Annotated in this window: 19 protein-coding genes and 1 pseudogene; 4 read left to right on the top strand and 16 right to left on the bottom strand. The window is 55.4% G+C overall.

What is annotated here, in order from left to right:
* Positions 1–21 precede the first annotated feature (21 nt).
* From AC1DUR_RS07805 to AC1DUR_RS07790, 4 genes are all read right to left on the bottom strand, one after another.
* A complete protein-coding gene (locus AC1DUR_RS07805; protein ID WP_477719710.1) occupies positions 22–756 on the bottom strand; it encodes an ABC transporter substrate-binding protein in 735 nt (244 codons plus the stop codon).
* An 85-nt stretch (positions 757–841) separates the two neighbouring features.
* Positions 842–1,684, bottom strand: a complete 843-nt coding sequence (locus AC1DUR_RS07800) for an amidohydrolase family protein (RefSeq protein WP_477721509.1) — start codon at positions 1,682–1,684, stop codon at positions 842–844.
* A 41-nt stretch (positions 1,685–1,725) separates the two neighbouring features.
* The gene (locus AC1DUR_RS07795; RefSeq protein WP_477719712.1) at positions 1,726–2,610 is read right to left on the bottom strand and encodes an alpha/beta fold hydrolase; all 885 of its coding nucleotides are present in this window, start codon (positions 2,608–2,610) and stop codon (positions 1,726–1,728) included.
* Positions 2,607–3,560 (bottom strand): Bug family tripartite tricarboxylate transporter substrate binding protein, encoded by a 954-nt coding sequence (locus AC1DUR_RS07790; RefSeq protein WP_477719713.1) that lies wholly within the window; start codon positions 3,558–3,560, stop codon positions 2,607–2,609. Before AC1DUR_RS07790 ends, AC1DUR_RS07795 begins: the two co-directional genes overlap by 4 nt.
* Positions 3,561–3,780: 220 nt before the next feature.
* Between AC1DUR_RS07790 and AC1DUR_RS07785 the strand changes: the two genes are divergently transcribed.
* From AC1DUR_RS07785 to AC1DUR_RS07775, 3 genes are all read left to right on the top strand, one after another.
* Positions 3,781–4,530, top strand: coding sequence for a GntR family transcriptional regulator (locus AC1DUR_RS07785; protein WP_477719714.1), 750 nt, complete (start codon positions 3,781–3,783; stop codon positions 4,528–4,530).
* A 39-nt stretch (positions 4,531–4,569) separates the two neighbouring features.
* Positions 4,570–5,814, top strand: a complete 1,245-nt coding sequence (locus tag AC1DUR_RS07780) for a PrpF domain-containing protein (RefSeq protein ID WP_477719715.1) — start codon at positions 4,570–4,572, stop codon at positions 5,812–5,814.
* 894 nt (positions 5,815–6,708) lie between these two features.
* Positions 6,709–8,136, top strand: a complete 1,428-nt coding sequence (locus AC1DUR_RS07775; protein WP_477721508.1) for a hypothetical protein — start codon at positions 6,709–6,711, stop codon at positions 8,134–8,136.
* Here the strand turns inward: AC1DUR_RS07775 and AC1DUR_RS07770 are convergent.
* Positions 8,133–8,819, bottom strand: a complete 687-nt coding sequence (locus AC1DUR_RS07770; protein WP_477721507.1) for a hypothetical protein — start codon at positions 8,817–8,819, stop codon at positions 8,133–8,135. The two genes, AC1DUR_RS07775 and AC1DUR_RS07770, sit on opposite strands and share 4 nt — an antisense overlap.
* 499 nt (positions 8,820–9,318) lie before the next feature.
* The gene (locus AC1DUR_RS07765) at positions 9,319–9,774 is read right to left on the bottom strand and encodes an Lrp/AsnC family transcriptional regulator (RefSeq protein WP_477721506.1); all 456 of its coding nucleotides are present in this window, start codon (positions 9,772–9,774) and stop codon (positions 9,319–9,321) included.
* A 202-nt stretch (positions 9,775–9,976) separates the two neighbouring features.
* Here AC1DUR_RS07765 and AC1DUR_RS07760 point away from each other — a divergent pair, with 202 nt between their 5' ends.
* Positions 9,977–13,618 (top strand): indolepyruvate ferredoxin oxidoreductase family protein, encoded by a 3,642-nt coding sequence (locus AC1DUR_RS07760; RefSeq protein ID WP_477721505.1) that lies wholly within the window; start codon positions 9,977–9,979, stop codon positions 13,616–13,618.
* Between the two features lie 63 nt (positions 13,619–13,681).
* Here the strand turns inward: AC1DUR_RS07760 and AC1DUR_RS07755 are convergent, their stop codons facing one another.
* From AC1DUR_RS07755 to AC1DUR_RS07710, 10 genes and pseudogenes are all read right to left on the bottom strand, one after another.
* Complete coding sequence (locus AC1DUR_RS07755; RefSeq protein ID WP_477721504.1) at positions 13,682–14,983, bottom strand: aspartate aminotransferase family protein; 1,302 nt, start codon at positions 14,981–14,983, stop codon at positions 13,682–13,684.
* Positions 14,984–15,111: 128 nt separating this feature from the next.
* Entirely contained in the window at positions 15,112–16,959 is a 1,848-nt protein-coding gene (gene ilvB, locus AC1DUR_RS07750) for a biosynthetic-type acetolactate synthase large subunit (protein ID WP_477721503.1), read from the bottom strand.
* A 208-nt stretch (positions 16,960–17,167) separates the two neighbouring features.
* Positions 17,168–18,913, bottom strand: a complete 1,746-nt coding sequence (locus tag AC1DUR_RS07745) for a sigma-54 interaction domain-containing protein (RefSeq protein WP_477721502.1) — start codon at positions 18,911–18,913, stop codon at positions 17,168–17,170.
* A gap of 418 nt (positions 18,914–19,331) precedes the next feature.
* A complete protein-coding gene (locus tag AC1DUR_RS07740) occupies positions 19,332–20,459 on the bottom strand; it encodes a branched-chain amino acid ABC transporter substrate-binding protein (RefSeq protein ID WP_477721501.1) in 1,128 nt (375 codons plus the stop codon).
* A gap of 23 nt (positions 20,460–20,482) precedes the next feature.
* The gene (locus tag AC1DUR_RS07735; protein ID WP_477721500.1) at positions 20,483–21,175 is read right to left on the bottom strand and encodes an HAD family hydrolase; all 693 of its coding nucleotides are present in this window, start codon (positions 21,173–21,175) and stop codon (positions 20,483–20,485) included.
* Between the two features lie 10 nt (positions 21,176–21,185).
* Positions 21,186–21,941, bottom strand: coding sequence for an enoyl-CoA hydratase/isomerase family protein (locus tag AC1DUR_RS07730; RefSeq protein ID WP_477721499.1), 756 nt, complete (start codon positions 21,939–21,941; stop codon positions 21,186–21,188).
* On the bottom strand, positions 21,938–23,284 hold the full coding sequence (locus AC1DUR_RS07725) for a phenylacetate--CoA ligase family protein (RefSeq protein ID WP_477721498.1): 1,347 nt from the start codon (positions 23,282–23,284) through the stop codon (positions 21,938–21,940). Before AC1DUR_RS07725 ends, AC1DUR_RS07730 begins: the two co-directional genes overlap by 4 nt.
* Positions 23,285–23,725 (bottom strand): thioesterase family protein, encoded by a 441-nt coding sequence (locus AC1DUR_RS07720; protein WP_477721497.1) that lies wholly within the window; start codon positions 23,723–23,725, stop codon positions 23,285–23,287. It abuts the gene before it with no gap.
* Between the two features lie 314 nt (positions 23,726–24,039).
* A pseudogene (locus AC1DUR_RS07715) lies at positions 24,040–24,231 on the bottom strand (oxidoreductase); the annotation flags it as partial.
* 343 nt (positions 24,232–24,574) lie between these two features.
* The gene (locus tag AC1DUR_RS07710; protein WP_477721496.1) at positions 24,575–25,339 is read right to left on the bottom strand and encodes a helix-turn-helix domain-containing protein; all 765 of its coding nucleotides are present in this window, start codon (positions 25,337–25,339) and stop codon (positions 24,575–24,577) included.
* Between the last annotated feature and the right edge of the window lie 134 nt (positions 25,340–25,473).

The raw sequence follows: 25,473 nt of genomic DNA, 5'->3' as shown, positions 1-25,473 counted from the left end.
TCTCCACCTTGACGAGTTTCGTTATGTTTTTTCCGATGCGATCGATGCGCCTTGAATACCGTGTCGAGCCAGTGCTTCTGCCACGAAGCCGTTGGCCTTCTTGTCTTCCACGTAATGGTGCAATAGCAACGCGGCCGCTTCGCCACGTCCTTTTGAGATGCCCATCGCTTGCTGGATCACCATGAAGCAGCCAGGCAGCAGACGCAGTCCGGGAATTCGATGCGTGTCTGATTCGAGTTGCTGCTTCACGCCAGCTGCCACTTCGGCTCCCTGCTTAATGAAAGTGTCAACGACAGTTGGTGAGGTAGGTGCCCGAACCAGCTGGGCCTGCTTGATCTCGCGTGTGAGGTAAAGGTCGTACGCGCTGCCTTTACCCACCACGATCCGGTTGCCGGGGCGGTCGACTTCGGTGTTGTCGCGTATCGGCGACGCATCCTTAACCAGGTAAGCGCCTTCAATGAGCAAGTACGGGGCTGTGAACGCGATGTCTGCGCCCCGCACCGGGTCAATCGCAAAGAAGCCGAAATCGGAATCTTGATTCGTCACCGCCTCCACTGATTTTCCGGCGGTGTCGAACACCACCAGCTCGACCACGACTCCGAGTTGACGCGCGAATTCATGGGCCAAATCAATCGACACGCCGAACGGCTTGCCGTCCTTCCCCATGTTCGCCAGGATGGGATTGCCCAGGTTGATGGACGCCCGCAGTTTTCCAGTCGGCGCGAAGGTATTGATGATTTCAGTAGAAATTGACATGATGTTGATTGCCGCTGCTGGTAACGTTGGGATGAAAGGTTGTCGCAATAGGCCTCAGCATTTCAGCGCGGCACTGCGGGCAATATCACACGGATGGTCGGTACAGGCTCACTGCATTGTCCCAAAGCGCCCTTTTGGATAGCGCTGGTCCTAGCACGTCTTTGACTAATGCGATGTCTGCAACTTCAAACGGCCGCTTCGCCCTGGTTGAGGGCAGATCCGTACCGAACATCAAGGCATTCGGATTGCGGGCGGCGATACGTTCGATGGCTCTGGATACATTCATCGTGACACGGCCAAACCCCGTTGCCTTGATTCGCGCGCCGGCGTCCACCAGGTCAAGCACCACCGACAGACCTTCTTCCGTCATGCCCATGTGGTCGATGACAATCTGTGGGAGCTTGGACAGCTTCCCAACATGGGGTCGCAGCGCCGCAGCATCGGCGTAAATTTCGGCATGCCAGTGGCCGGCAGCGTGGGCCCGGTTGGCCAGCGACACGATGTCGTCCACGGCATCGATGCGGCCGCGGAAAATATTGAACCGGAGTGCGCGAACGCCAATTGCAGCAAGACTGGTAATTTCCTCGTCCGGCACGTCCGGCGCCACCTGGGTCACGCCCACCCAGCGCGGCCCGAGCCGAGGGAGCAGCGCACGCAGGTAGGTCTGGTCGTTGCCATGGAATGAGCCCGACACGATGGCCCCTGCCGTGACACCAAGCGGCCGCGTCTGCTGCTGGTATGCCTCCAATGGGAACGACGGCGGCGTATAGCCCTGGTTGGCGATGATGGGATAACGCGTGTCGATGATGTGGCAATGCGCATCGAAGACGTCGGTGCGCGGCGGGCGTGTGGCGCAGCCAGCCAGTGCGAGGCCGGTGAATGCACTTGCACCCAGCAGGAACCGGCGGCGGTGAAGGTTTGAACTCATGTTGTCTCCGTTGGATTGGTGATTGATGTCGTCTGCGGTTCTCATTGAGCCGGGCCGGTGCCAGCGCGGCCGATGGCCTTGTCGATGCATGCCGCCACCAGAGCCGGCGCCTCCAGCGGCGTGTAGTGGCGCGTGCCGGGAATGACCGTCAACCGGGCGCCCACCAGCCGCGACGCGAGGTCCTCTGCCATGGCCAGCGGTGTAGCGTAGTCCTCCTCGCCGACGACGACCGCGGCCGGGCCGTTGTAGTTCGCCAGGGCCGCCCGCTCGTCGGCTTGACCCAGCATCCGGCAACTGCCGACGTAAGCTTGCACGCGGTTCGCGGTGAACACGCCGACGGATGCACGCACCAGATCAGGTTGCTCTTGCAAAAATGTAGGACTGAACCAGCGCGCCAACTGGAAGTCGACCAGGGAAACCATGCCTCCGTTCAAAGCGGCCACAGCGCGCTTTTCCCAGTTGGCCGGCGCCTCCGGGCCGTACCAGGCCGTGGCATCGATAACGGTCAAGCTCGCCACCCTGGCCGCAAAACCACCGGCAAACCCGAGCGCTACGGTGCCCCCCATCGAGCACCCCACGATGTGGGCGCGGGAGGCGCTCAGTGCATCCAGGGTGTCCGCCAGGTCCTTGGAGAACCGTTTCGTGGTGAAGCTGCCTTCCGAGGCTCCAGACGCGCCGTGTCCGCGGCAGTCCAACGCGTACATGCCGCCACTCAAAAGGCTGTTGTCCTCGTCCAGCGCGTCGACCACGCCTTGCCACATGTCGCCGTCCATCGCCAGCGCGTGGACGAACACCACCGGTGTGGCGGTCTTCAACTGCGCCTCGCGCAGCACGCGGAGGTTCAGCACGCATCCATCGTCTGCCGTCACCCGAATTTGTCTGGCGGTCACGCTCGGGCCATACTGCCGCAAAAGCCTGCCGCTCATTCCGCGCGTGCTCCTGATTTGGCGACCTGGGCACGCCAGAACGCCAGGTCCTTCACCATCTTGGCGTCGAGTTCCACTGGTGTGCTGATGGTCGGGACGAAGCCACCCGCGATGAGCTTCGTTTGCAGTGCGGGGTCCGCCATGACTTTGCGGAGGTCGGAAGCCACCTTGTTGCGTACGGCGTCCGGTGTTGCCTTCGGTGCCATGAAACCGAACCAGGTGTCCACTTCGTAGCCGGGAATCGTCTCTGACACCGTCGGGACGTTGGGCAAGTTCTTGATGCGCGCCTTCGACGACACCGCCACGGCTTGAATGCGACCGCTCTTGATGAAGGTGATGCAGGCGGGAAGGCCGGTAGATACCAACTGGATTTGCCCACCCATCAAATCAGTCAAGGCTTGGCCGCCGCCTTTGTATGGGACATGACTAAGTTGTTTTGCCCCTTCGCGTTTCATCAGCTCGGCCGCGAGGTGGCCGGGCGAACCGTTGCCGGCGGTGCCATAGTTCAGCGGCTCTTTGGCTGCCAGTACTTCCTTCATGGTGTTGGGGCCACTCTTGGGATTGCTGACCAGCACCTGTGGTGCCGTCGCCACCAAAGCAATGCCCGACAAATCTCTGATGGCATCGAAGGGTGGCTTCGGGTACAGCAGCGGATTGGCCAACACACCATCGCCCCAGAACAGCAGCGTATAGCCATCAGCCGGCGCGGCGATGACTGCCTGCGCTCCAATGTTGCCACCGGCGCCGGCCCGGTTGTCGATGACGACTGGCTGACCCCATAGGGCAGCGAGTTTGGTCGATAGGTCGCGTGCAATCAGATCGAAACTGCCTCCCGGCGCGAAGGGGACGATGATTTTGACCGGCTTGTCGGGAAACTGGGCTTGGGCTGCCACCCCACTGACGCACAACGTCATCACACTAGCTATAGCAGCCATCATTAATTTCTTCACTTCAAATCCTTTTGTCTTCGAGGGGAAAATGGGAACGCCGCATGGGCGGCAAGGAAGAGGACTACAAAAATACCTCGGCTTTCGACACTGGTGCACGCAGCCTGGTTTGTATCTGAATCCGCTGGTTTGTTTTATGTCCTATGTAGGAGTATAGGACAACATGATTAGAAGAGCAAACGAGGGTTTTCCCGTAAAATTAGAAGAAACGAAGAATGACACCATGACAATTCATCCAAATTCCATTCCGGTCGCTATCGACCAGCGCCTTCCCAGACATGTTCAAGTGCGCGACGAGTTGATGCGACGGATCGCTGACCGGGTGTGGAAGGCGGGAGAAGCACTCCCCAGCGAAGAAAAGCTGGCAATTGAGTTTTCAATTTCGCTGGGCACCATGCGCAAGGCCATCCAGGCGCTAGAACAGGAAGGCGTGGTGGAGCGCATTCACGGCAAGGGGACTTACGTGACGCGCGCCTTCGAGCGGGCCTCGATGTTGCGGTTCGTGCGCTTCCGCGGGGCCGAACAATCAGAACTGCCAACGGGACGCATCATCGCGCTGCGCTCGGAAACCGGCGATGAAGTCGCCCGCGAGAAGCTGCAACTCCGCGCGGCTTCTGAAAAGACCCTTTACCTGCACCGTTCACGCTCCTACGGCGAAGAGGTGGTGCTCGTCGAGCACATCTGGCTGCCGCTGAAGCGGTTCGCCAAGCTGGAAGCCTTCCTACGCCGGGAATCCCCGCCGCTCCTGTATCCGCTGTATGACAGCTTGTGCGGCGTTGTCGTTTCGCGGGCGGTGGACGAGTTGTCCATGGGTGTGCTTTCCAAGGACGACGCGGCCATCTTTGGCGTAGACCCGGCGACGCCGTGCATGCGCATCGAGCGCACCATGCACGACCATGGCGGCGCAGTGGTCGAGTGGCGCATCTCGTACGTGCCCGCAGACCGTTTTCACTACACCGTCGAAATCCGGTGAGACCGCGCCGCAGCATATTTCCATTTTGAATATTTCCTTATGCTGTCACCAGAAGCGTTACCAGAAAACGTGTTCAATTTGAAACCCCGACTCAAGTCGGGCACGGTGGAGTTCCCAGTGCATCACATGCGTGGCGGCACTTCAACCGGTCTGGTGTTGTGGGACCGGGCAGCACCGGCCGACCTGACGCTACGCGAGGAATTGCTACGCCACCTGATGGGCGTTCCGCTCGAAGGGCGCATCCCGGGCCATCGGCAGGTGACGGGTCTCGGGCGCGGTCCGGCGACCAGCAACAAGGTTTTCTTCGCCGATGTGGAGTCAACACCAGCGGGGCCGCGGCTGGTCAGCACTCTGGCGCAATTGGCGGGCAACCACAGCGGTATCGATTGGAGTGTGAACTGCGGCAACATGTCCGCCGCGTTGCCCCTTTGGGCGCTGGATACCGGGCTGATGGGAAGTGATCTGCCAGCAACCGGGCCGGTCAGCATTGAAATTCGAAACGTCAACACCGGCGTCATCTCGACCGCGCGGATGACGCGTGAATTGAACGGCAGTTTCGTCATGGTGGAGATACCCGGCGTCGACGGTGCATTTCCGGGCGTAGATTTGTTTTTGAAAGACCCGGTCGGAGCCAAGACGGGGCTGCTACTGCCGACAGGAGCGCCGAGCAACGTCATCGACGGACACACGGTTTCCTGTGTGGATGTAGCGGTGCCCATGGTGATTGCGGACGCGGCCGAATTTGGCAAGACCGCGCACGAACCTGCGCAAGCGTTGGAAGCCGACCTGGAGTTCATGGCCGCGTTGCGGCGGGTGTGGATTGCGGCGGGTCTGCGGATGGGGTTGAAGCGCCGCGATGGCCAGTTGATGACGGAAGACGACATGCAGCGCAGCGAGACCGTGCCGAAGGTGTGCATCATCGGCGCGCCGTTGAACGGGGGCCATTTGGCGGTGCGCTACTTCACGCCGCAGACCGCCCATGTGTCGATGGCGGTGTCGGGCGCGTGCTGCCTGGCAGCGGCGGCGTTGATTCCAGGTTCGGTGGCCCATCGCATTGCGCAAGGCATCGCGGTACCGATGGGGGAATTTTCCGACATCGAAGTCAGTATTGAAAACCCCGCCGGGCTTTTGATGGCCACGGTTGTGGCGCGTGCCCGTGCCGTTTCCATCGAGATCAGCAGTGCGGCGTATTTGCGCAGCACCCAAATATTGCTGCGTGGATATGTACCCCTTTATAGGGCTTCGAAGGACCTCAAAGCAGCTTTGCTTGGGCGCGATTTGTAGCCTAGCTTGGACGTTCATGAAAAGCACATTGTGATCGGCTCTCGGACGGCGTAAGGAATTTCGCAAGGCGAAACTTCAGGCATATCTAGGAATTGACAGGATTCCACCGTGAATGGGCATCCGTTGGCAGCCATAGCCTTGTAATTGTGTTTCCCGGAAGCCGCCGTTCGCCAATACCCGCTTCTGGCCGGGTGCGGGTGCAGCGATCAGCGAAATCGACGCCACATTGCCGACACCCAACCTGCCGATGTCAACGCCGGGTATGGAGCGAGTATTTCGGAAATCTCTACAGCCGCTGTCAGTCTCTTGCAGGCATTCGGCGGCACACGTTTGACCGGCGGCTGTTGGCCGGGTATGGGTGTAGCGAACATCGAAATCGACGCCACATTGCAGCCTGTTACTGTAAGTTGCCGCGAGCAATGGCAAGGACCATTGGACGCTTTTGCAGCGCCATGGCCACCCAGAGTTCCAAAGAGTAGTAGTGTGAGGATGGCTCGTCCGCCTGAGACGCCGGATCTGTTTTGAGCTTATGTGAGCGAGGTTGATTTTTTGCCTTGGCGTTCCAGGGGCAATGGCCAGATCGGTGAGATAGTGCCTTGTAGCATATTGAGCCCTGGCGAAACATAGAGATGTGATCGGCTGCGAGCGCTGGAATTCGCTGACCGTCACCCACACAGCCACGGCGACACTTTCCGGCATTTCGCTGCAAGATTGACCGCGGCCCCGCGCGATTCGAGTTCGAGCATCAAGCCACGCCGACTCAACGACGACGGGCCGCAAGCCTGCTTTAAAGACGGGATGAATTGTGAAAATTCACAAGTTTCTTGGTAGCCATAGTGGTTTCCACTGACAACACGTGAGTAGAGGTGACGAACACCGCATTTGAACCGTGGCATGATGACCCAGATTGACTTGGTGATCGATCTCTTCAACCCCGTTGAGGCCGTTTTTTGGCCTTTAAGGGAATGCCACAAATTTAAACTTACGGCGTTTTCAATGACTGCAAATTACAAAATCCGGTTGAAGGATCCAACGGACCGCATGACCGAAATAGCCATGCGCGTTAAGGAGGCTCTCCAAGCTAAGTCTGTTCGTCAAGAGCATAAATTTCGCGGCGGAAGAGACATTTTGCCGGTGATATCTCTGCCGCAACACTACCCAGTCTATCGCTTAGAGAACTATCGCACGCGAGACCAACAACTCAGTCTGATCGCCTCGGGGAAGGTGCCAGAAGGTTTCTTTAGCAGCTCTAAACGAGAAGATCCATCGGTGCAGCAAGAGCAGCATGATTTGCTTCTTCACCAAGCGAAGCGAGGGAGCGGCGAAAGTATTAAACCGATTTATGACGAATTGGCGAGAGTAGCTGAGCAAACCGAGCATTTAATACTTACCGCTGACGGAGTTGTGGTAAACGGGAATCGACGACTTTGCGCAATGCGTGAACTCTATGAAGCAGACCGGACTGCCTACGGAAGTTTCGCCAACGTGAATTGCTTAATTCTTCCCGAGTCCGCGACCACAAGGGAAATTCTCGAGCTCGAGATAGGCCTGCAAATGCAGCCTGAAACGAAGCTGCCTTATGAGTGGACGGCGCTTGGACGTGCAGTGCGAGATCTGCGAACTCAACGCATGAATGACGACGATATCGCCGCTCTTATGAATAGAGATAAACAAGATATCCAACGAGCGGCAACGATGATCGATGCGGCTGACCTATATCTTAACGAGTGGTTGAATAAACCCAATGCGTACAACCTACTGGACGATACCGAGCAAGCGTTTAAGCAGGTGGCAACGCGAAATTGGGGAAAACTCGATAATCCTGCAACGCGTGAGCAAACCCGCAAGTTCGACTTTTTTGTCATTGAGCAACGGAAGCAAATATCGGACAGCGCATACACATTGATCAATGCGATTGAACTCAACCCCAATCTTTTTTTGGACACAATCGCAGCGGAATGGGACATTGACCTAAAGCCCGCTGAAAGGTCGTCCCACAGAATCTCTTTCGATGAGCCGGAAGGCGCCACACCTCCGACAGATTACGCGCCGTTGATGCAGATCCTGGTGGAGACAAGATCGGACCCGGCTCGAGCAAAGGTAAGAGTGGAATCCCTTGCGCAGGTTTGCGCCATAGTTGGAGAGCAGGGTAAGCAAATCCACGCCACCAATAGCGATTATTGGTCGCTCAGATTTCAGATTCAGAAATGTGCTCCAGCCCGCACTGTCTATTCCACCAAAAAGCCTAATACCCTGCGCCAGACTCGATTCAAAATTCGCCGGAGGTACATTGCGAGCCACAAAGTGTTGATTGAATCCTAAACGGTCAGGAAGTCCGTCCAAGCTTTTCTTGAGTGAGTGTGTTTCAATCTCCCTCCCGCCGCACTCCATTGGGCGGCTATCTCATTTCTCAGATATTCTTGAGCACTTGAAAGTATATTTGCCAGTGCTGCCGGGCTTGCTTTTGCCGCCTGTTGAATGCTGTTGCGAAGTACGTCTAGTGGATCGAAGGCCGAAGCCCATCCGTTAAGCAAGAAAGCGACAACTGCCTTTAACGTGGGTTCGGAGTAGTTGGCACGATTGACTAGATCTGTAACTTCGCTTGCGGTAAGCGCGAACGGATGGGTCGGTGCAAGAGCTTCGAGGAGCAGGGAAATACCGAGAGTGGGGCTCTTCACTTCTGACTCGGCCGACTGCCGAAGGCGTGAAACTCGACTTGGAAGCCTTGCTGCGGAAATATTCGCGGGATTTTCAAGCAGTTTTTCCGCAAAGAAAAGCTCGTCCGGATCAAGGTGGGTTTTTACTCCCAGTTTGGACGCTGCTCTACTAAATAGGTAAGCAATTCCCAGCTCTCCTTGCGACCACGCTCTATCTGAAAGACTTCCAATCTTTATAGAAAAATGAAATTCAGACCATGGCGCTGGTGAAACGCCTCCCTGATCATTGAGCCAGTAGCGCTTTCTAAATGTCGCGAAATCTACCTCTTCTTCGATAGCAACTTGCATGGCTACTATGTTGGCTGCTGGCGTGCGTTCGATAACCGTCAGGTCACTTGCTTCACTCTGCTCCGTCGGTGTTGCCTCTTCCGCTGCCTCTACGAGGACCTGAAATTGTGCGGGCTGCGGCTCGTTCTCAGCTGAGACAGTACATAACGGTGGAGGGCTTGGAGGTTCTCCTGCTTTTTCGCAAGGACTGTGCCACCAGCCTCACCATACACATCAGTCAGTAGTAACCCTCAAATTTCCGGAACGTTTCCGCCCTTGCGACTCAACGTGCGTCAAAAATAATCGCTACCGTAAAGAAAATGAACGTACAAGATCTTTACGACCGAGAGCTTTACTACGCACTGTGATTGGAGAGGAGTATTTCTTCGAGGAGACTTCGGCGCGCAGAGCAACGTCAGTCGATTGCAACGTCTTCGTAGGCGATCTGCAGCTGCAGGAACGAGAGAGTACGCGCGAGTACCAACTATGACGGTACCCGAAACGGCTCATCACAGAGATGTTAGCTGTCTAGTGGTAAATCGGCCTTCTTGAGGGTCCTCAGAACAAAGCTCGATTTGCTATGTCGAATGCCCTTGATCTTGTAAAGTTTTTCACGCAACAGCCGTTCATAGTCCTTGGTATCCCTGACAGCCACACGCAGCAGGTAGTCGTACTCTCCGGACACGAGATAGGCCTCTATGACTTCAGGAATGCTAGCTAGCGTCTCACCGAACTTTTCCAGAGTGTTGTCAGAGTGACTATCCAGCGTCACCTGCACCATCACCGTGTCGCCCAGGCCTAGCGCTTGCGCATTGAGGTTGACGGTATAGCGCTCTATGACGCCGGTCTCCTCCATGCGCTTCATTCTGGTCCAGCACGGTGTGCTACTGAGTCCTACTGCTTGGCTGATGTCCTGCAAGCTAGCGCGAGCGTTTCGCTGCAACTCCGCAAGAATTTTTCGATCAAGTTTGTCCATGCCGAGGAATTATCTAGAAATCCTCAGAAAACAGAAAGCTTTTTTGAAGCAGCAGGGTTCAGTCAGCAATACGGAAAATCTTTACTCTTCCATCGACGGATACTCGTGCATGCCATCTGGACTTACCCGTTCGGAAGGCCCCATAGCGGTTGTACGGCAATCCCGTGCTTCCGAAATCTTAACTACCTTACCAGGTATAAGCATGTCCGACCTCGACGTTTCACCTGCTCCAACGGCTGGCACCATCACTGCAGATCTTCGTGCGGTTTCCCTCGAAGATAAGTACCTGGCTCAAAGCGGCCGTATTTACCTCAGCGGTATCCAGGCGCTTGTTCGCCTTCCACTTATTCAAAGGATTAGAGACCTGGCCAGCGGTTTGAATACTGGCGGCTTCGTGTCTGGCTACAGGGGGTCACCACTTGGGGGCTTAGATGAAGCTTTCTGGTCTGCTCAAAAGCACCTCAGTGCTCACCATATCCGGTTTATTCCGGGCATAAACGAAGACATGGCTGCGACCTCGGTCTGGGGCACACAGCAACTCCACCTGCTAGGAGATTCTGACTATGACGGGGTATTTGCCTTGTGGTACGCCAAGGGCCCAGGCGTGGACCGAAGCATTGACGTTCTCAAGCACATGAACCACGCGGGTACGGCCAAGTTCGGCGGTGTTCTGCTGGTGGCCGGCGATGACCACGGCGCGTATTCGTCCACCCTGCCGCACCAGAGCGATCACGTGTTCAGCGCATCGATGATTCCAGTGCTTTACCCCTGCAACGTGCAGGAATACATCGAGCTGGGCTTGCATGGTTGGGCCATGTCACGGTTTTCGGGGTGCGCTGTGGGCTTCAAGGCGCTGGCCGACACAGTGGAGTCGAGTGCGTCGATCGAGGCCAATCCGTTTGCCACGACCATCATGCAGCCCGAGGAGTTTGCGCTGCCCGAGGGCGGCCTCAATGCCAGGTTGTCTACCGACACGCTGGGCGTACAGGCGCGAAAGCAGGAAGCGCTGATGCAGGACTACAAAATTTATGCCGCCATGGCCTACGCGCGAGCCAACCGCCTCAATCGTGTGACTATTGATTCAGCCAAGGCACGACTGGGCATTGTCGCCTCCGGAAAAAGCTATTTGGATGTGCTTGATGCACTTGAAGAGTTGGGCATCACCGAACAGCTGGCGGCAGACATCGGTATCCGCCTGTTCAAGGTTGCTATGCCGTGGCCGCTGGAGCCGGAGGGCATCCGCGAGTTTGCGCGTGGGCTGGACGAGATCTTGGTGGTGGAAGAGAAGCGCCAGATGGTTGAGTATCAGCTAAAAGAGCAGCTCTATAACTGGCGCGATGACGTAAGGCCAAGGGTGATCGGTAAATTTGACGAACGAGGCGAATGGAACGTTCACAACGACAAAGGTCGTGGTGACTGGTTGCTGCCATCGCGCGCAGACTTTTCTGTTGCGCAAGTGGCGCGCGTGATTGCGGCGCGCATTAAGCGATTGAGCATAGAGACGAGTACAGATGACCTGATTAAAGCTCGCCTGGCGTTTCTGGAAGCAAAGGATGCGGTTCTCAAACGCGCCATCGACACACCAGCGCGCCCGGCGTACTACTGTTCGGGATGCCCGCATAACAGCAGCACACGTGTGCCTGAAGGCAGCTTTGCATTGGCCGGCATTGGTTGCCACGTGATGGCGACAGCGATTTATCCCGAGTTCAACAAACTTACCACGCAGATGGGTGGCGAAGGAGCGCCATGGATTGGCGCTGCAGCTTTCAGTAAGGTTCCACACGTGTTTGCCAATCTGGGCGACGGTACCTACTTCCATTCGGGTTACCTGGCAATCCGCGCGGCCGTGGCGGCGAACAGAACCCTACCTGTCAACATGACCTACAAGATACTGTACAACGATGCTGTAGCTATGACAGGCGGCCAGCCGGTGGATGGCCCCATCAGCGTGTTTGCGATTGCAAAGCAGATGGTGGCCGAAGGCGTGGGCCGGATAGCCCTGGTTACCGAGACGATGGGGCGTTACATCGATCGCAGCCAGTTACCGGACAGCGTCACGGTGCATCCGCGCGAGATGATGAACGAAGTACAGCGCGAACTACGCGAGGTCAAGGGCGTGAGCGTCATTATTTACGACCAGACCTGCGCGGCTGAGAAGCGCCGGCGCCGCAAGAAGAAGGAGATGGTAGACCCGGACGAACGGCTGTTCATCAACGAACTGGTGTGTGAAGGCTGCGGGGACTGTGGCGTGCAGTCGAATTGCACGTCGCTATTACCAAAAGAAACCGATCTGGGTCGGAAGCGTGTCGTCGATCAGTCGTCCTGCAACAAAGACTATTCGTGTGTCAAAGGATTCTGTCCCAGCTTTGTTACCGTCAAGGGCGGCAAGGTGCGCAAACCCAAGGGTATTTCAGGGTTCGGCCAGCCGCGCACCGCAGACTTCGATGCATTACCGCTGCCCGGAGTCTGCGACCTCTCACACCCCTTCAACATCCTGATCACCGGCATTGGCGGTACGGGCGTCATCACAATTGGTGCACTGCTCGGTATGGCTGGCCATCTGGAGGGAAAAGGTGTTAGCGTGCTCGACATGACGGGCATGAGCCAGAAGAACGGTGCGGTGACCTCGCACGTGCGTTTTGCCAGGACGCCGCTGGAACTGCGCGCGCAGCGCATCGCCACGGGTGAGGCCGATCTGATCCTGGGTTGCGACCTGCTGACGGCAGGTGCGGCTGACGCGATCGCTAAGACGAGCTTGGGCAGAACGCTAGCCGTGATCAATACGCATGAGCAACCACCTGGCCAATTTGCGCGCAACCCGGATTGGGAATTCCCGACCACGCAAGTGCGCACGCTGATAGCTGAAGCGGTAGGTGAGCGCGCCGAATTCATCGACGCGACGCGCATCGCAACTGCGCTGATGGGTGACTCGATCGCGGCAAATCTGTTCATGCTGGGCTTTGCCTTCCAGCGGGGCGCAATCCCGGTTTCCCTGCAGGCATTAATGCGCGCAATTGAGCTTAATGGCGTAGCGGTCGCCGCCAATCAGCAGGCTTTGCAGTGGGGTCGCATGGCGGCGGTGAACCTGGCGGCAGTGGACCGACTGACAGTGAAGGAGCAAAAGATTGTCATTCAATTGCCCGAATCTCTGGCCATGACGATGAAAAAGCGTGCAGAATTTCTTAGGGCATATCAGAACGCAGACTATGCCGCGCGGTATACCACTTTCGTGGAACAAGTGCGTGATGCAGAACGCCAGGCTGGACGACTCACAGACAGCATCAGCAAAGCTGTGGCACGCAACCTCTTTAAGCTGATGACTTATAAGGATGAGTACGAAGTAGCACGGCTATATACCGATGGAAGCTTCAAGCAACTGTTAGAGGCTCAATTCGAAGGCGACTACTCCGTGTCTTTCAACCTGGCGCCGCCGCTCTTCAGTAAAAAGGACAATGACGGCCATCTGATCAAGCGCCGCTATGGTGGTTGGGTGATGGTGGCGTTCAGGGTATTAGCACGACTAAAGTCTTTGCGCGGTACCCCCTTTGATATCTTTGGATACACCGAAGAGCGTCGCATGGAGCGCGCACTGATCGAGGAGTATTGTGAATGGATAACGCAGGCCTTGCCTACCATTTTTCTCGGCAATGAGGGTTCAAAGCTAACGCTTGAGCTCGCCCGTTTGCCCGAGGCAGTGCGTGGCTTCGGTCACGTCAAACACGCGAGTGTAAATTCGGCCAGGGCAAGGCAACTGGGGCTAGCAGCCAAATTAGCGAAAGTCGGGGCCTTGCATGGGGTTACGACGTCAGTGAGAGGACGACAAGCTACTAACCAAGCAACATGACTTCGACCGCCCCATTACTAGCGGTTGTTGTCATCTGGACAGATCACGAGCACGCAAGAGACGTCAAGTCGCGTTCTCAATGGCGCGGCCAAGCAATTCCAGGCCCAAGTCAATTTCTTCATCGCTCACGGTAAGTGGCGGAGCAATGCGGAATACTCCGCCCATACCCGGTAGTTGCACGATGTTCATGCTTAACCCAAGCTTCATGCACTCTCGTGTAATTGCTACGCCGAAGTTTGAAGCGGCTTCTTTGCTCTCGCGGTCCTTAACGATCTCAATACCAAGCAGGAGACCACGGCCGCGTACATCTCCAATACATTCGAAACGTTGTTGCAACGCGCGCAGGCCATTCTCCAAACGTGCGCCAGCCGTTCTTGCACGCTCAACAAGACCATCTCGCCCCACCACTTCCAGGACTTTTAGACCTACTGCGGCCGGCAGTGGATCTGAAACGTGAGTTGTATAAAAAAGGAACCCGAGCTCATGACAACGCTCTTCGATTTCTGCTGAAGTGACTACTGCGGATAATGGCAACCCCGCTCCGAGTGTTTTCGATAAAGTCAGAATATCCGGCACCACTCCATCGCGTTCGAAAGCAAACATTAGCCCGGTTCGCCCTACGCCGGTTTGCGCCTCGTCCAGGATCAAAAACATACTTCGCTCTTCGCACTTTTTCTTCAACGCATTAAGGTAGCCTTCCGGTAGGTCTATCAGGCCCCCTGAACTAAGTATTGGTTCAGCGATAAATGCAGCCAAATTTCCACTGGATTGGCGATCAATCAGGTCAAAGCCGTAATCCAGCTCAGCTTTCCAGTCAAATCTACCTCCACTCTCGAAACGAGGGCGATAGGGATAGGGTGCCGCGATGGCAAAAGATCCAACTGCTGATGGTCCGTAACCTTTGCGTCCAGCGCTGTAGGTGGCCGACGCCGCTCCGCCGGTCATACCGTGCCAGGATTGGGAAAAACTTACTATTTCATATTTCCCAGTTGCGAGTTTGGCCATCTTGATCGCCGCTTCGTTGGCCTCTCCCCCGGTGCTTAGCAGCAGACTTCTGTCCAAACCGACCGGCGTTATCTCAGCGAGCTTCGTCGCCAAGTCGACGACTGGGCGAGATAGCATACCGCTGAAGAGGTGGTCCAGATTACGCGCATGGTCGGCAATCACGGCACATATCTCGGGGTGCCCGTGCCCTAGCAAGGAACTCATCTGTCCTGAGGTGAAATCCAGAATTGGACGGCCATCCGCATCGTAGACAAAGCTGCCGTGTGCGCGCTCGATGATCATCGGTTCAAAGTTTGCACCATACCGGATGAGATGCTGGTTAGCATTCTTCCAGAATGATTTTTCTGAATTTTTTGTCACTTAACACTCCAGCTAAATTGACACTCTCTAAGTGCATCCCCATTGTGCAACCGCTTGAGCACTCTCGCGCATTCAGGGAACACATTCGAATGGTCTTACCTGCTCTCTGATCGACTCGTTTTGATCCGCTATAGCTGTTCAATGGCCGCCGGCAGGTCCCGCGGAAGCATGGCATGAACAACAGCACTGGCAGTGTTTCTATACATACGATCTTCGGCAAGCATGATTTCGTGATGACCAGCTCCACTTGCGATCATCGGAAAACAGTTCTGCTGCGCCGACACCGCCACGTCCAGCAGATATGGTTTTTCAGATGCCAAACACGCTTTCAAAGCATCATTCAACTTCTCCGGATCGCTGACGCGAGCGCTTTCCCATCCGAATGACGCAGCAAGTGCGACAAAATCGGGTAGCGAGTCGCTATAGCTGTGGCTGTATCTGCCTCCATGATTGAGCTGCTGCCACTGCCGTACCATGCCCATGTAGCCGTTGTTGCAGATGATCAACTTTACTGGTAGCTTGTGTTGCTTAGCGGTTGCCAATTCTTGGATGTTCATCAAGATGGATGCATCGCCGCTGACACATACAACAGTCTTCCCTGGGTGAGCAGTTTGTGCACCAAGCGCAGCCGGCAACCCAAAACCCATGGTTCCCGCGCCCCCGGAAGTCAACCACCGTTTCGGTTGATCAAACTGTAAATACTGAGCGGCCCACATCTGGTGCTGTCCCACGTCAGTTGAGACGATCCAATCGCTCTCGTTCTGATGAAGCAGATTGTTCAGAGACTGAAATAGGCGCTGGGGACGAATCGCATCTTGATCGTCCTCGAAAGATAGGCAATCAGCCGCCCGCCAGTCGTTGATGCGACTCCACCAGTCCGCCCGGTCGGCATGGGTTCCGCCATTCAGCTCCGCTTCCAACATGGTTAGGACCGCATGGCAGTCACCTACTATGGGCACATCTACTTTTACGATTTTGTTAATGGAGGCTGGATCGATATCGATATGAATGATTCGAGCGCGCGGCGCAAAGTCAGCTAATCGACCTGTCACTCGGTCATCGAAACGTGCCCCAACAGCGACGATAAGATCGGCCTCATGCATGGCCATGTTTGCCTCCACCGTCCCGTGCATACCCAACATACCAAGAAACTGCGAATCGCTGGCAGGAAAGGCCCCCAGACCCATCAACGTTAGAGTGCAAGGAGAGTCAACGGACCTGACTATCCGGGTAAAAATCCCACATGCCGCATTTCCGGAATTGATGAGCCCTCCCCCTCCGTAGAAGACGGGCCTCCGAGCAGTTCTGATCAACTCGGAAGCGGTTCTTATTTTTTCACGCGGGATTCTGGGTACCGCCGAATTTGCTATCCGAAAGCCACAATTTCCGCGACCACTCAGTCTCTGCTGCTGTATATCTTTCGGAAAATCAATTACTACCGGCCCAGGTCGATTTCCTTCCGCATGCTCGAATGCCTTTCGAACGGATCGGGCAATGTCTCCGATAGCCCTGATTTGATAGTTCCATTTAGTGGCGGGCCGAGTCAAACCGAGGGTGTCACACTCCTGGAATGCGTCAGTACCGATGAGGGAGGAAGACACCTGCCCACTTATGCAGACAATCGGTATTGAGTCACATAAAGCGTCGACAAGGCCTGAAATGGTATTGCACACTCCTGGTCCTGATGTAACCAAAACGACGCCTACTCGCCCGGTTGTACGCGAGTACCCCTCAGCAGCATGCACGGCTGCTTGTTCGTGTCGTACCAGCACATGACGCAATCCCGAATGCTCAAACAGCGCATCGTAAATCGGCAAGACAGCGCCGCCGGGGTAACCGAAAATCGTATCGACGCCCAGCTCTACAAGCGTGGCGATCAATATTTGCGCACCGTTACGCGAGACTGGATGCTCATCCTGAGCTGGATTTAGGCCGTCTTGAACGGCCTTAAGTAACTGGGGAAGTCTGCTGTTCATAGTAAGGAGAATGCCTAACTCCCACTAGAAATATCTTTTCTTTTATCTGCCAAATCCGCCATCTACACGATTTTCCTTCGCCAACCACCTAAATTCTCCGTTTTTCTTCCAAACGAGTGTGAGTCGTTGCGCTTTGAAGATAACTCTGCGAGGAATGAAATAGATTATTGAAATGACCAGGCAGCCCTGAAAATCAATGAAGTCTTGGTCAACGCTCGAGATTTATGCCGTGCTCCCGCACTTTGGAATACAGCGTAGGTTTCGAGATCCCTAGTCTTCTCGCGGCTAGAGTGACGTTGAACCCGCAATAGCTCAACATGGAGGTGATCGCTTCACGCTCTAACTCATGAAGGCTTCGCGGCGCGATCATATTTGGCTCAAGAGACTTTGACGGAGCAGGCTTGTAAAGTTGGAGCTCGTCTGGCAAGTCATCGATTTCAACCAACTCATGCTCTGTGAGATTGATGATTCGTTCGATAGCATTCTCAAGTTCGCGAACATTCCCCGGCCAGTTGTAGCTATACAGTCTCTCCAGCGCGTCGGCGGAGAATCCAAATACATTCTTTGACAGCAGCCCCGCGTACTTGGCAATGAAAAAGTTTGTCAGAACCGGAATATCTGTAGGGCGGTCGCGCAAAGCCGGAATGTTAATACCAATAACATTGCAGCGGTAATAAAGATCCTCGCGAAACTCACGTAGTTTGGACATGGCGCGGAGATCACGGTTTGATGCCGAAATCAGCCGTACGTCAATCGGGATCCCGCGACTTTCGCCAACACGGACGACCTCTCGCTCCTGGAGAACGCGTAAAAGTTTGGCTTGAACGTCAATAGGAAGCTCCGAAATCTCATCAAGAAAAATGGTACCTCCAGATGCCGCTTCAAATTTCCCAGGACGTCCTTCCTTTCTGGCTCCCGTAAAACTTCCTGGCGAATAGCCGAACAACTCGCTCTCAATAAGATCGCGAGGTAGTGCAGCACAATTGATCGCGATGAACGGCCCTTCACACCTTTCGCTGGCATTGTGCATGGCTTGAGCAAAAACCTCTTTGCCGACACCGCTTTCGCCGAGCAGCATCACGTTAGCGAAGCCCCGTGCCGCTTTCTTGGCAGCATCAATAGCACGCTTTAAAGATTCGCTGTTCCCAATAAGGTCATTGAAGGTATAACGCGCATGGCTGCCACTAAATTTGTCCGCGACACGTCTGACTCTTTGAATTTCCCTGAATGAGTTGACAATGGACACGACACGTCCGTGGCGATCCTTGATGGGGACGGCAGTGTCGATCAGATGCAGGTGCCTTTTTGGCGAATCGATGATCAACTCGCGATCCTGGTAACCCACGCCACTTGCCAGTATTGGGGCAATGATAGGTTCGAAATCGAGGAGTTCGCTAAACTTCCGCCCAACACTTTGTGCAGGAATTAAGCTCAAAATTCGACCAGCCGCTGCGTTTATGTGCTTGACAACCCCCTCCCGATCCACGACTAAAAGACCATCGGTGATGTGATCAACGATGGCTTGCTGCTCGCACAGTTGATGTGACTGCGCATCCATTAATGCGTCTGTTTCCTGGGCAATTTGCCAAAGCAGCGCTACTCTTTTTAGAGAGTTAGTGAGTTGCCCTGCGTCTCCGTCGCGACGTCGGCCGATTACAACTACTCGTTCAGCGCTGCCTGTGGTCAAACCAGAGGCCACCCCTTGCAACACACCAGGCTCACCCCAAAACGATCCGCTCAGCTGAACAGAATAAAAGTCATTAAGAAGCTTCTCCCCAATCTGCAAGTCATTGTTCAGAATGACTGCCTGAAATCCGGGCACCTGAGGATGCGCCAGAGGCACATCGCCACACCATATTTGATAGCGTGGCGGTACTCCGACAATGCAAATATCGAGCCCATCTTCCGCAAATTGTTGCGTCAGATATTCCCATATGCGTTCCGACGCGTTCATTGCTGAAGGCTTATTGCTGTCCACAATGGTCAGTTAGATGGTTTTTCTCAGGTTGGGCTAAGCAATTCAGTCCCGGATTGGAGCTTTGAAAAAACTGATCACTTATGGGCATCTTTGTAACCGGCATTCCTGTGCTGGTCAAACCCTCACATACAGCCTGCCTGTCACGAACATCTAAAACTGGAAACAGCTGTGCAATTCCGCTCAGCCTACTTAGCGGCGGCTCATTGGCTAGCAGGTGCATGACGCAACAAATACCGGTCATTACAGATCACTGTCCTGTTGAGTTGATTTCATCGCGCTGCCTGTTGCCTGGTTGATTTTGAGCCAGTCATTACTACGGATTCGCTATGTTTAGAGAGTTGCTCTTGAACACAATGAAAAAAAGCCGCTATTCTTAAAAATAGCGGCTTTTTTGCTACTTCGTGACCGGCGTAAGCTTTCCTGCTGCAATCGTATAAATAGTGACCGGCGGGTTAATCCATTCGCCCGTTTCGTCGAACTTCACTTTACCCAGCAGGCTGTCATAGTTAAGCTTGCTCAGAGCCACCGAGATCTGCTTTGGATCGGTGGTCCCCGCGTCTTGCATGGCTTTGGCGGCAGCCAAGGTGGCCACATAGAACGCCGGCGCGTAAACGTCGATGTCCGCGCCATAGGCATTCTTGAACTTCGCGCTGAACTCCGGGCCGCCCGGCTGGGTTTTCAGCGGCGCTCCGCCTTGAGCGCAGAAGAACCTTCCTTCGAGTACCGTAGCGCCCAGCGTCAGCGCCTCGTTGGCACAGATGCCGTCACCGCCAATCAGCATGGAACCGAGTGCGAGCTGCTTCATCTGGCGGGCCATCAGGCCGGCCTGTGCGTAATAGCCACCAAAAAATATCGCATCAGGTTTCTCGGCACGCAGTTTGGTCAGGATGGGGTTGAAATCAGTGGCCTTCTCGGTGGTAAATTCGCGGCCGACCACTTTAAGCTTGAGCTCCTCGGCCGTCTTCAAGAATACTTCAGCGACGCCCTGGCCGTAGGCTGTTCGGTCGTCAATAACAGCTACCGACTTCACTCCATGAGTAGAGGCATACTTGGCGATAGCCGCACCCATCACATTGTCGTTGGCCGCTAACCGGAAAACATTTTTGTAACCTTGCTGTGTCAGCTTCGGGTTGGATGATGCACCACTGATTACGGGAATGCCAGCTTCGTTGTAGACCCGCGAAGCTGGAATCGAAACACCAGAGTTGTAATGGCCGAGTACAAAGGTCACTTTCTGGTCCGCGAATTTCTGCGCAACGGCGACACCGGTACGTGGATCTCCTTGGTCATCTTCGGAAAGAAGTTCGAACTTCACGCGTTTTCCAGCTACCTTGAAATCCGAGGCGTTCAACTCGCTAATGGCCAACGCCACGCCGCGTTCGTTGTCTTTGCCACTTGCGGCGGAAGTGCCACTCAATGGGCCAGCATGCCCCACTTTGATGGTAATGTCCTGAGCCATTGCTACGGTGGGCAAGAATACTGCAATGATCGTCGCCGCCAAATTCAATGAAGTTTTTTGCATGATTTGCTTTCGTTAGATTGAAACTACAGAAGGGCCAGCTTTTCGCGAACACCAGCCAGGGTGGGGAACTCAAAATCAGGTCGTGGTTGCCAGGGGCCGAGCTTTTCATTGCCTCGATTGATCCACGCAACGTTGACGCCTAAGGGCTTGGCGCCATCGATGTCAGCCCATGAGGCAAGAGAGCAGTGCAGAATGTGTTCTGGCGCAACAGCTAGGCGGTCGATCGCTAGCCGGAAGATAGCCTCTGAAGGCTTGTAGGCCTTGGCCATCTCGGCAGTTGTGACGTGTTCAAAAAAGTCGACCAGTTGGCTGCGCTGCCAAAGGTCACTATCCATATTGGTAATGGGCATGAGAGGATATTTTTTGGACATCCACTCGAGCGCCAAAATCGCATCGGGATGCGGCGGAGAATCCTCTACAAGATGTCCTAGAAAAACATCAGTGAGGAGAGGTATATCGACCCTTGCGGAAACCCCCGTCTCCAGCTTCTCTAGACACTGAGCCATCGCAATACCAGATACCTCCCGGTACTTGCGGAATTTCCCACCACGATAAGCCTGGACGTTGAGAACGTCCCAATCGAGGTAGACCTCCGTCGGCGAGAGTGAAGTTTGGATGCCAGCCAGCTTCAGCACGGTATCCATGCCCTTAATGCCACCCTTGTCGACATCGACCAAGGTTCCGAAGTAGTCAAATGTTATAGCCTTAATGAGCACGTTAATACTCCTATTTTTTTCCGAATTTTTGAACCCGCTCGGCTGCTTCTGAACGCGAGAACGCGGCCACCGTCGCATCCTTCTCAAGCTCGAGGGAGGCTGAAAGCTGATGACTCAACTGGGTTGTAAGAAGCCTCTTGAGCCTACTTACGCTGAATGCTGATTTCGATGCGACAACGGTTGCGACTTCGAATGCCCGCCCGATTAACTGATGCTTCGGTACTACCCAGTTGACCAAACCTAGCGCCTTGAGATCGGCGGCACTCTGTCGTTCGCCGAGCAGCCAGAGTTCCATGGCCTTTTGATAGCCGACCGTCTGGGGTAGCAGGTGAGTCACACCGCCGGTAACGAACTGACCCCAATCCATTTCGGGGAAGAAGCAAACTAAGTCGTCAGATGCGATCACCAGATCGCAGTTGAGAAGCCATTCGAAGCCGCCACCAACGGCAAAACCGTGAATGGCGCCGATCACGGGTTTCGGGCCAAACATCAAGTCTCGTGTGATCTGCTGAATGCGATCAATATGCTGAACGATTGAATCGGGACTTTTTGTCTGCTCACCAAACTCTTTTAAATCGTCACCGGCACAGAACGCCCGACCATTGCCACTCAGCACTATGACCTTGACGTCGTCAGACGACTGCGCAAGGCGCAGCGCGTCATGCAAATCGTCAAGCAAGACGCCACTAATGGCATTCAAGCGTTCCGGGCGATCAAGAATGACGTGGCAAATAGGGCCATGACCTTCGATGCGAGCGTATTTCATTTACTGACCTTCTGGACCCATTGCGTCTTGCCGTCAGTGCGAGGGAAATGCATGAATGGCACCATTTGCACAACAGCCGTCGCGCCGATGCGGTCTCGCACAGCTTTTTCCAGAGCCTTCGCGGCATCCACCCAATTCTCGGGGCCCAACTCGCGAGTTGCCTCCGCCTGAACATCAACCCTGTCATAGGGACCATCGCCGTGGAGCATGATGCGGAACTGGCCGGAGCACAGTGCCGGTTGAGATTCGATTCCGGCGCGCACAGCACTGGGAAAGACGTTAATGCCGCGTACGTTAAACATATCGTCAGTCCTGCCACTGACCCGGAATCGCCACGCCGTTCGGCCATCTACGCCAGGCTCGGTCCCTGTAACTGTTACGACATCTCTTGTGCGATATCGAACCAAAGGTTGGCATTGCTTTCGAAGGTGGGTGCAAACCAGCTCCCCGCTAACTCCTTCCTGTATTTTTAGTCGCTGCAGTGAAGCAGGGTCGATGATTTCGATGAACACAACATCAGCCCCGTGGAACAACAGATCGTTTGTCCAATCTGTCTGGCCACCAATGATGCTCAACACTTCAGACAATCCGAAATTGGCGTTGCGTACTTTAAAGCCCCATTTTTCTTCCATCTGGGCGCGAAAATCGACGTTGTCCAGTCCAGCCTCTCCACCGAAGAGGCCCAGCTTCAGGCCCAGGTCCCGTGGTTTGATACCGGGGAAGTGCTCTCGCAGCACCTCTTCCAGCAATGCTGGATAAGAGGGTGTGCAGGAAATCGCATTAATCTTCAGGTCACGAATCGATTCAATCAACTGCTTCGTCTGACCCGTCCCATAAGGCAATACCGTAGCGCCAGCTGCCTCGAGAATCGTGTGATCCGTGAAGCCACCAGTCCACATACAGTAATTCAGGCAGTGCACCACACGATCACTAGGACGAAGCCCTGCCGCCCACATCGAACGGGCCCCTACTTTGGCCACGTCAAGCGCATCCCGTCGTGAGTTTGCCAGTATCAAGGGGCGCCCCGTAGTTCCCGAGGTACGATGTAGTCGTGCTATATCCTTTTCCGCACAGGCGACGTACTCACCCGTCGGATAGGAAATCTCCTGACTGACTCTCAGGTCATCTTTCTCGGTGAACGGCAGACCCTGAATGCCGTCGAGTGTGACGTCCTTGGCAAGAATATCCTCGAATTTCTGCCGGTAGAAAGCAGAACTCTGGCCGAGATATTTCCACTGCTCTTGCCAGAGTGTTTCCTGTAGCTTCCTGATGTCGGCGACTGCCAGAGTTTCAAATGCAGTGTCGAAGTGCTCCGGAAATAGGGTGTTTGCGTTTGAATGCATTTAAGCTTCTTTAGTTGAAATTTCGGGGTGGCGGCGAGCCTCGGATTTGGTCTTGATCATGGTTTCACTGACAATGGCTCGGGCGTGCCATCCCTTCCCTACGACACCAGAGGCATCGCTGATCACTACATCAAACCAATACAGATGGCCTTCTTTGTTTTGAAACGTGGCCTGCGCTGTAACCAACTCATTCAGTGCCGTGGGCGCAGTATGGGTAACGTTTACCACCGCCCCAACGCTCAGCTGATCAATCTTGAGCAAGGGCAGAAGTAGCTTTGCGCACGCGCGCTCGAGCAAGGCAATCATTGCCGGCGTTGCCAGGACGGGCGGGTAACTTTCTTCAGCAGTGACAGCAAATGCTGATGCGAGATGATGCTCGGCGACCGTTTGTTCGACCGTCTCCTGTGCTCCAGGTTTTAGTAGCGTTTCGTCATGATTCATACACGCCTAAGTGCAATAGGTATGCCAACCTCAGGAAGGTCCGGGTAAACCATAGATTCACTAAGGAAACGGAAGGGAGTGCGTCGGCTTTGCGAAAGATAAAGCCCTCGAGAGCTTCGGAGTAGGCAAAAGAGGTGTCGGCTTAACGTAAAGAAAAATTACATCCGTAAACTTTCTTTCCGAAATTAGCCTCATCTTGTTGCCGACCTCAGCAACTTGGCTCATGTTGACAATCGGGTCAGACTTCAGCGCAATTCAACACCGAGGGTTCTGATCGTGAGTTCCCCGATCTTGCGAGTCTTTATGGCGTTGTGTTACGCCGCCAGTTGCTGCTCAAGCCGATGGAGCATCTCGTAGCAAGGCAGCACCTGGGCGACACTGGCGTTAGGCTCGCGTCCATCGCGAATGGCAGCGAAGAACTCGCGGTCCTGCAACTCTATTCCGTTCATCGACACGTCGACCTTGGAAACGTCGATCTTCTCTTCATTGCCGTTGGGCAACGCGTCATCCAACAGCTTGATGGGCTCGGCAACCAGGTCGGGGCCCAGGAAACGTTGGCGGAGGAGGAAATGTGAAACCGAGGTCACAAAGGTGCTGCCGCAGATGTGCGAGCAGCCGCACGATGCCATCCATTTCGCCGGGCCCAGGTTGATCCCTTTCAGAAGCGGCCACTGGTACTGAATCGGCTAGCCGGTGCCGTGCGCGTAACGTTCACTGTGGCGAATAGGAGTTCCGTTGGGCAAGAATGCACATGCGTGCGACTTCGATGAAGCTGGCACATCCACGCTGCGGACTGTGATGCGCTTCTTGACTCGCCGGTGGTACGAGTCAGTATTTGCGAGCGGCCGATTACTCCGGAACAGCTCTGATTAACCGAGTGAGATGCCCGCTGTTTGAAAAATCCAGGCGGCGGCTGACTTGCGCCAGAGTCTGGCCTTCACGCAGCAGCATGCGTGCCCGTGCCGCCAGCAGGCGGCGGCGGATGACGACCGGCGAGGCCGCAGCCTCCACCTCGCACTGGCGTTGCAAAGTGCGCAGCGAAACGCCCAGGCTGCAGGCCACGTCCAGCGCCGAAGGCAGCGGCTCTTCCCGCTCCAATGCAAGGTCAAAATATTCGATCATGCGGCTGACCAGTGAACGGTGCAGCGGCGCCAGCGCGACAAGACGGGCCGCCGCGCATTGCGCGACCACCGCGCGCACCAGGTGCTCAGCGCTCTGAGGCTCGAGGGTGGGCGACAGCAATGCGTCCAGCATTGCCGTGGTGGCGCCGTCCAGACGCATGGCACCATGGCGCCGGAGACCGCGCAGCAATTCAGGCGCCAGATACAACTCGCCGTGCTGCTGGCGTGCGGTGGATGCTGTGGTGCGGTGCGCCGTCGCGGGGGGCAGCAGGATAGCGCTGCCGCGCGTGAGACTGATGGTCGCTGCCGAGTAGGGCGTCTGTGGCTCGCGCGACCAGCTGCTCTCCAGCGCGCCAGTCTGTGTCCACAACAGCATCGCGCAGTCGTGCAGGTGCCAGTGCGACTCGTACTGCGGCTGGCGGCTGTGGCGCAAGGCAAAGCCACGCTGCATGACCAGCGGCATCTTGGAAGAGAGGAAGGCTTCGGGCGTCATGGCGCAGCCTGGGACGGTGCGCCTGCAATCATACGCCGCTCCAGGCGCCACTGGTTGTCGTGTTTTGGATCACCGCCTGTCGTGCCAGGGTTTGGGCTTTAGCGAGGCGGCTCCTAGCATCGAACCGTCACATT

The organism is Polaromonas sp. P4_F4, from assembly GCF_056401355.1.
Note: the sequence above shows the minus strand (reverse complement) of the source record. Positions and strands in the feature narration are given on the sequence as shown.